This is a genomic window from Sphingobium sp. ba1 (assembly GCF_000743655.1).
Lineage (GTDB): Bacteria > Pseudomonadota > Alphaproteobacteria > Sphingomonadales > Sphingomonadaceae > Sphingobium.
The window spans coordinates 2,393,417-2,399,672 of sequence record NZ_JPPQ01000069.1 but is presented as its reverse complement, the minus strand read 5'-3'; the positions used below and the strand labels follow the sequence as shown (position 1 = coordinate 2,399,672).

General features: G+C 61.1%; 7 protein-coding genes. All 7 read left to right on the top strand.

Annotated elements, in window-relative coordinates; translation table 11 throughout:
- On the top strand, window positions 1-856 hold an 856-nt coding region (locus tag IL54_RS25190), incomplete at its 5' end, for a phage terminase large subunit (RefSeq protein WP_237748895.1).
- Window positions 857-874: 18 nt separating this feature from the next.
- Complete coding sequence (locus tag IL54_RS25185) at window positions 875-1,381, top strand: DNA-packaging protein (RefSeq protein WP_202807668.1); 507 nt, start codon at window positions 875-877, stop codon at window positions 1,379-1,381.
- Window positions 1,382-1,423: 42 nt separating this feature from the next.
- On the top strand, window positions 1,424-2,872 hold the full coding sequence (locus tag IL54_RS14750; RefSeq protein ID WP_052027711.1) for a phage portal protein: 1,449 nt from the start codon (window positions 1,424-1,426) through the stop codon (window positions 2,870-2,872).
- 194 nt (window positions 2,873-3,066) lie between these two features.
- The gene (locus IL54_RS14745; protein ID WP_237748894.1) at window positions 3,067-3,870 is read left to right on the top strand and encodes a phage minor head protein; all 804 of its coding nucleotides are present in this window, start codon (window positions 3,067-3,069) and stop codon (window positions 3,868-3,870) included.
- A 71-nt stretch (window positions 3,871-3,941) separates the two neighbouring features.
- Window positions 3,942-5,084, top strand: coding sequence for a DUF2213 domain-containing protein (locus tag IL54_RS14740; protein WP_052027710.1), 1,143 nt, complete (start codon window positions 3,942-3,944; stop codon window positions 5,082-5,084).
- Complete coding sequence (locus IL54_RS22325) at window positions 5,084-5,524, top strand: structural cement protein Gp24 (protein ID WP_052027709.1); 441 nt, start codon at window positions 5,084-5,086, stop codon at window positions 5,522-5,524. The genes IL54_RS14740 and IL54_RS22325 overlap by 1 nt, the downstream gene beginning before the upstream one ends.
- A 12-nt stretch (window positions 5,525-5,536) precedes the next feature.
- Window positions 5,537-6,256, top strand: a 720-nt coding sequence (locus IL54_RS23110) for a major capsid family protein (protein WP_037478773.1), incomplete at its 3' end; no start/stop codon positions are given.

The following is a 6,256-nucleotide window of genomic DNA, read 5'->3' as shown; positions in this document are numbered from 1 at the left end:
TCGGTCTGTGACCGCCCGCCTAACCCCACGCCAGCGCGAAGCCAACCGCCTCTTAGCCTCCCCCGCCCGCAACATCATGCTGCGCGGCGGTTCGCGCTCCGGAAAGACGTTCCTGCTCTGCCGGGCGATCGTGCAGCGCGCCATCAACGCGCCAGCATCGCGCCATGCGATATTCCGCTTCCGGTTTAACCACGCGAAAACCAGCATATGGGCCGACACGCTTCCCAAGGTGCTGAAACTATGCTTCCCGACCCTGCGCGTGCGGTTCGACAAGACGGATTTCTACGTCGAACTGCCCAACGGTTCGCAAATCTGGATTGCGGGCCTGGATGACAAGGAGCGCGTCGAGAAGATCCTTGGTGCCGAATATGCGACCCTGTATTTCAACGAGAGCAGCCAAATTCCATGGGGTAGCATCGAGACGGCAATGTCCCGACTGGCGCAGAAGTGCCCGCTCGATCCAGCGATAGCGCAGGCAACGGGTCGCGAATACTTGTCGCTCAAGGCCTATTTCGACTGCAACCCGCCAAGCAAACTGCATTGGTCGTTCGTGCTGTTCAGGTCCAAGATGAAGCCTGGCACCAAGGAGGCGTTGAGCGATCCAGACAATTACGTCGAGATGAAGATCAACCCCGATGACAACCGGGACAACCTGCCTGAGGAGTATTTCGAGGTTCTGGACGGCATGTCCGCTGCCAAGCGCCTGCGGTTCAAGGATGGGGAATGGGCCAGCGAGGTCAACGGGGCGCTATGGGCGCTGGAGGACCGCAAGACCGATGACGGCGCAGTCATCCCCGGCATCGATCGATTCCGCGCGTCGCTGGCATGGGTCAAGGATAAGCCTGTGGTGCGCTAAAACGGCGCGGGTATCGGGTTGCGTCGTATCGTGGTCGCGGTCGATCCGTCTGGCACCAAGGGCGACGGCGGCGGCGATGACATCGGCATCGTGGTTGCAGCCTTGGGCGTCGATGGTCGGGCCTATGTGCTACAGGACGCGACGTGCCAGCTATCGCCGGAAGGCTGGGGGCGGCGCGCGGTGGATATGTATCACCGTTGGGATGCTGACCGGATCGTCGGGGAAAAGAATTTCGGCGGGGATATGGTGCGGTTCACGGTATCAACGGCCGACAAAAAGGCGGCTTACAAGGACGTGAACGCGACGCGGGGCAAGGTGGTGCGGGCTGAACCTATCTCAGCCCTCTATGAGCAGGGCAAGGTCAGCCATTGCGACATCTTCGCCGATCTTGAGGACCAAATGTGCAACATGACGGCGGGGGGGTATGTGGGTGAGAACTCGCCCGACCGGGCCGATGCGCTGGTATGGGCGCTGACTGAATTAATGCTGGGCAAGGGTAGCTACAACATGGATGCCCTACTCTGAGGGTTATAAACCGCACCCCACCACAGCCCTACCCTCGCAACCATGGCGTGGATCACCGACAGTCTGAGGGGCGCGATCGATCTTGCATCGCGCCTAAACCCCTTCAACCGTGGCGGCGCTGCAACCGGGCTTGGCGGGATATTCTCGCATCAGCTTGCGGTCGCGGCCTACATGCAGTCGGGGATGATGCGCAAGGTCATCGCCATCCCGGCAGAGGACCGCGTGCGCGAATGGCGCGACTGGCAAGCTGATGCCGATCAGATCACCGCAATCGAGGCCGAGGAAAAACGGCTAAATCTCATCGGCAAGGCGCAAGAGGCCGAAGTCCTACGCGGCATCGGTGGTGGCGCGATCGTCATCATCACCGCTGGCGACCATTCCAGCCCGTTGACGCCCGCCATGATTGCGAAGGGTGGCATCGTCGCCCTGAACGTGGTTTCCCGCTGGCAGATCACCGGCAAGGATTGGGTTAATGACCTGGCATCACCGCGCTATGGCGAGCCGCTGATGTGGACGATGAACGGTGGCGAGGTCGGCGCAACGCCAATTCATCCAAGCCGCGTCATCTGCTTTCGTGGTGCGCGTCTCCCCGCTGGCCACGCTGTATCGCTGGAAGAGTCATTCTGGGGCGATTCCCGGCTGCTACGGGTCTATACCGAGGTCACGCGCTCCGATGATACCCAGGCATGGTTTTCGGCGCTGGTCCGCAAGGCCAAGCTGCTGCGGTTCGGCATCCCTGATTTGGACAGTCGCGACCAAGAGAGTTTGAATAAGCGCATTGCAGTCATCGCAGAGGGTGAGAGTAGCCTGAACGCGGTCCTTTACCGCTCTGGCGCTGGCCCGAATGACCCCGGTGAGCAAATCGATGACTACCAAATAAACTGGACCGGCATCCCGGCGATGATGGACGCCTTCGATCAGCGCGTGGCGGCTGTTGCGGACATTCCGTTTACGCGGTTGATGGGGCGGTCGCCTGCGGGGATGAACGCGACCGGTCAGCACGATATGGATAACTGGAATCGTGCTGTTGTTTCGGGCCAAAAGCTCGAAACGCGCCCCTGCCTGGAAGCGCTAGACCCGTTCCTGCTGCGATCGGCAGGCGTCGATGCATCCAAGGTCACATGGGCGTTTGCGCCGCTGTCCGTCCCGACCGAAAAGGAACAGACGGACACGTTCAAGGTGTTGATGGAGGTGGTCGAGAAGGTCCAGAACACCGGGGCGATTCCTGAGCGCGCGTTTTCCGAAGCGCTGCAAAACCTGCTGGTTGAACGCGAGGTTATGCCGGGTCTTGAACAGGCCTTGGCTGCCATCCCTGAATCCGAGAGATTCGGCCTGTCGCCGGATAACGATGGAGGCGATGATGATCCATCTGCAATTCAAGCGGGAAGGGAGGTTGATCCAAATCTAGCCGGTGGTGGCGGGGCGTCTGGAAGTGGCGCGCCCGCCCGCCGTGCTTCGAATGATGGGAAGTCTGCGGAGGGCGGCGAGTGAACGCGCATATCATCCTAGATATTCTGCAATCGATCGCGATCGTGGGCCTGTGCGCGGAGGCGGTTAGCCTTAGGCGGCGATCGTCTTTCAAGATTGATGTCCGGGGCATGGCGCAGGCTAACAGCTTGCCTTTGCGCCCGCTCCCGCCGCCGCCTCCTGGAAGCCCACCCCCACCTATCAAGCGGCGGTAATCTGTGCCCCGCTTCGACTTGGCCCAGATGGCACGACGAACCCGCAACATCCGCCGATCCTCCATAGTCCTGCGCGATATCGTCCCGCCATCCACGCTGGCGACCGATTTGTTCAGAGGTTCGTACCTCCCCGTCATCACCGCATGGACCGACGCGCTACCCCGCATCGAAGCCGCGTACACCCGCACCCTATCCGAAATCACCCAGGACAGCCCGGCAGACGTTCGCGCGGAGATCGACGGCGCGGCTGCTGCCATTGACCGGCTTGTGCTGTTGCTTTCACCGGGGTTGCGGGATTGGGCACTGCGCGTCGAGCAATGGCAGCGTGGGAAATGGCGTGGGGCAGTCCTGAGCGCAACCGGCGTGGATCTGCAAACGATGATCGGCGCAGGTGACATGCGTGCGCCAATCGAGACGGCGATCGAGTGGAATACCAGCTTAATTCGTGATGTGAGCGATCAGGCGCGCCAGCGGATCAGCAACGCGGTTTTCGATGGTCTGCGCAACCGGACGCCAGCGCGTGAGGTCGCGAAGTCGGTCCGTGAGGCTGCGGATATGGGGCGGGCGCGCTCGGTGAGGATTGCCAGTGATCAGCTCAGCAAGATCACGTCATCGCTGGCGGATGAGCGGCGGCGAGAGGCGGGGATTGATGCCTGGCGTTGGCGGCATAGTGGCAAGCTCCATCCGCGCGCCGATCACGTCGCCCGCAACGGCAAGGAATATACGGACGAAACGGCACCCAAGGACAGGCCTGGTCAGCTTCCGTTTTGTGGCTGCCGGGGGCAAGCGGTCATCACGTTCGACTAGCGTTTCCGCATCACCCGCCTAATCCCTGAGGGTTATAAACCCACCCCCTTGCCCCGCCTATCGTGCGGGCCATGCTGTTCGCAGACCAACTTGTCCTTGATGCGCCACGCCGCACCGCCGAAGGCTACCTGGCTGTTCGCGCCAAAGCTGCGCGCACGGGCGTCTATCAATATACCGGCCGCGAAGTCGATCCCGACAACACGCATGGATTGCGTGATCAGGCCATTGTCAACGTCCTTCGCGACGAAGGCACTGTGTTTGATAAGCGCGCCGCGCGCAGTTTCATCGGTAAGCCGATCACCACCGGGCACCCTGCCGAGCCTGTCAATTCCAAGAATTGGAAGCAGCACGCTGATGGCGTGATCATGGGCGCATTGCGGGATGGGGAGCATCTGGCGTTCGACTTGCTGCTGATGGACGAAGCAGCGATTGCGGACACCGCAGCGGGCACCGTAGAGCTTTCTAACGGCTATGGCGCGCGCATCGAGTTCGGAGACTTCAAGGCCCCCGATGGCACGATTTGCCAAGCGCGTCAGGCTGAAATCACGGACGGTAATCATGTGGCCCGCGTCAAATTCGGCCGCGCAGGTTCAACTTGTCGCATTGGCGATGCCGCCGTCTGCGATGCCCTCCCCTCCAACATTCTCGATTCCCTCACCAAAACGGAGAAGCCCGTGAAGACCATCATGATCGACGGGCTAACCGTCGATGTGTCCAACGCCGATACGGCAATGGCCACCATCACCACCCTGATCGCCGCGCGCGATGCCGCAACCGGCAAAGTCACCGGCCTGGAAGCGAAGTCGGTGGCCGATGCCGCCACCATCGTTGCCAAAGACGCGGAAATCGCCAAGCTGACTGCCGATGTAGCAGCCGCCAAGCCGACGCTCCAGCAGCTTCGCGACGCGGGCAAGCAGTTCGCCGTCATCGAAGGCAAGGCCAAGGCAATGGGCGTGACCGTCACCGACGCCATGGACGAAGCCGCGATCATGAAGGCGGTTGTGGACAAGGCGATGGGCGCGACGGCGAAGGATTATACCGCCGATCATGTCGCTATCGCTTTCGAGGCGCTGACCAAGGATGCGAAGGTGGCGGACGCTGCCGTGCAGCCGTTGGGTTCGCCGGTTGTCATCGGTGACTCTCGCCAGATGCGCGATGCCGCCCGCCAAGACTATATCGCCAGCCTGACTGGCCAGAAGAAGGAAGCCGCATAATGGCCGCCGTTCAGACCGCTTACACGTCCCGCCAGCCCGCCTATGTGGTCGGGCAGATCGTCAACCAGGAACTGCATAACAGCACGTCGCGCACGCTCGAAGACGCCACGGCGGTTGGGTTCGGCAAGGCTCTGTTTGCTGGCACCGATGACAATGGCGTGACCGCAACTCCTTCCGCGCTGTTCGAGGGTATTTCGATCCGCGACATCACGGTTGAAAGCGCGGTGGCTGATACCTTCGAGGAAGGTGATGAAATCCCCCTGTGCCGTCTTGGCGTGATCGCCGTTGCGGCATCCAAGGCCGTCGATAAGGGCGATGCTGTCTATGTCACCAGTGCAGGCCTTTTTACCGATGTCAGCACTGACAACACAGCGATCGTCGGCGCGACGTTCGATGCAACGATCACTGCGGCTGGCACTGTGCCGGTTCGCATCAAGTAATAGGGGGTAGCAATGGACAATCCTTTTCTGAACGATGCCCAGGGCGCTCTCAGCTTCCTGTCTCAGCGCGCGGCCGTCATCGAAAGTGAAATCTTCCGCACGAAGTATGAGGATATTCAGTATCCTCAGCTTTTGTCGATCGATACGACCGCTGGCGAATATGCCAAGACGATCGAGTTCTATTCGATGGACGGAACGGGGCAGGCCAAGTGGTTCAACCACCTGAGCAAGGACGTGCCGAACGCGGATGTCAACCTGACCCGCCACACCCACCAGATCGAGATGGCGGCGATCGGCTACCGCTATACGACCGAAGAATTGGGTTACGCCTCGCGCTTGGGCATTTCGCTCGACACAGAGCGCGCCGCCCGTGCCCGCCGCGCCTATGAAGAGTTCATCGATGACCTTGTGCGCGTGGGTGACACGTCGAAGGGCATGACCGGCCTTTTCAACAACGGCGATGTGGCGGCTGCAAATGTGGCGGCTGATGGCACCGGTTCGTCGCGGCTTTGGACGGCAAAGTCGCCCATCCAGATCCTGCGCGATATCAACGAAGCTCTCACGTCGGTCTATTCCGTCTCGAAGCGCGTCGAAATGGCCAACACGGTCCTGCTGCCCGTGGACGCCTATACCTATCTCGCCACCACGCCGATGAGCGCGGACAGCAACATGACCATCATGGACTGGCTGATGCGCGGCAACGTCTACACCGCAACGACCGGCCAACCTCTG

Excerpts from the sequence above, each read along its gene's own strand:
- IL54_RS14750 (WP_052027711.1), top strand. The coding sequence starts at position 1,424 with ATGGCGTGGATCACCGACAGTCTGAGGGGCGCGATCGATCTTGCATCG.
- IL54_RS14740 (WP_052027710.1), top strand. The coding sequence starts at position 3,942 with ATGCTGTTCGCAGACCAACTTGTCCTTGATGCGCCACGCCGCACCGCC.
- IL54_RS22325 (WP_052027709.1), top strand. The coding sequence starts at position 5,084 with ATGGCCGCCGTTCAGACCGCTTACACGTCCCGCCAGCCCGCCTATGTG.